This window comes from Planosporangium thailandense, from assembly GCF_011947195.1.
Classification (GTDB): Bacteria; Actinomycetota; Actinomycetes; order Mycobacteriales; family Micromonosporaceae; genus Planosporangium; species Planosporangium thailandense.
Map to the genome: position 1 here is coordinate 1 of NZ_JAATVY010000091.1, position 671 is coordinate 671.

Sequence of the window (671 nt, forward strand, 5' to 3'; positions counted from 1 at the left end):
AGAACTCCCCGGCGCAGGAGCGGTACGAGCGGGACAACGCCGCGCTCGCCCGCGACGCGGAGGTCTGGATCGCGCTGGAGAACGCCCTACTGAACCGGGACGCCGCCGCCGCGGAGGCCGCGTGGCAGAAGCTGAGCCAGGCCTCCCGCGACTGGGCGGCGCGCTCGTGGGCGCAGCTCGATCCCGCTACTCGGTTGTGGGCTGCCCGGTCCTGGGACGCGCGCTCCTGGGACGGCGCGGGCACCGAGTGGGTGGCCCGTTCGTGGGCGGCCAGTTCGTGGGCTGCCCGGTCGTGGGACGCCCGGTCCTGGGCTGCCCGCTCGTGGGACGCCCGGTCGTGGGACGCCCGGTCGTGGGACGCCCGGTCGTGGGACGCCCGGTCGTGGGACGCCCGATCGTGGGATGAGGTCGCGTGGGCAGCCCGGTCCTGGGCTTCCGACGCGTGGAGCGCGCGATCGTGGGCGTGGCTGCCCCAGCCGTGAGTACGAGCATGTCAACGGCCGGCCGCCCGGGTAGCACCCGGGCGGCCGGTCCCGCACGGGCCGGCCTTCGGGATCCGATCGTCCGCCTGGTCATCGGAGTCTGCCTCCTCGGCGGCGTGCTCGCCCTCGCGGTCACCGTCCAGTTCGCACACCGCGGCAGCGTGCTCCACGGAATCGGGGTACCGGACC

1 pseudogene is annotated in these 671 nt (G+C 75.3%); it reads left to right on the forward strand.

Annotation, left to right across the window (positions count from 1 at the left end):
* Positions 1-482 (forward strand): annotated as a pseudogene (locus HC031_RS32260) (hypothetical protein); the annotation flags it as partial.
* Positions 483-671: the final 189 nt, after the last annotated feature.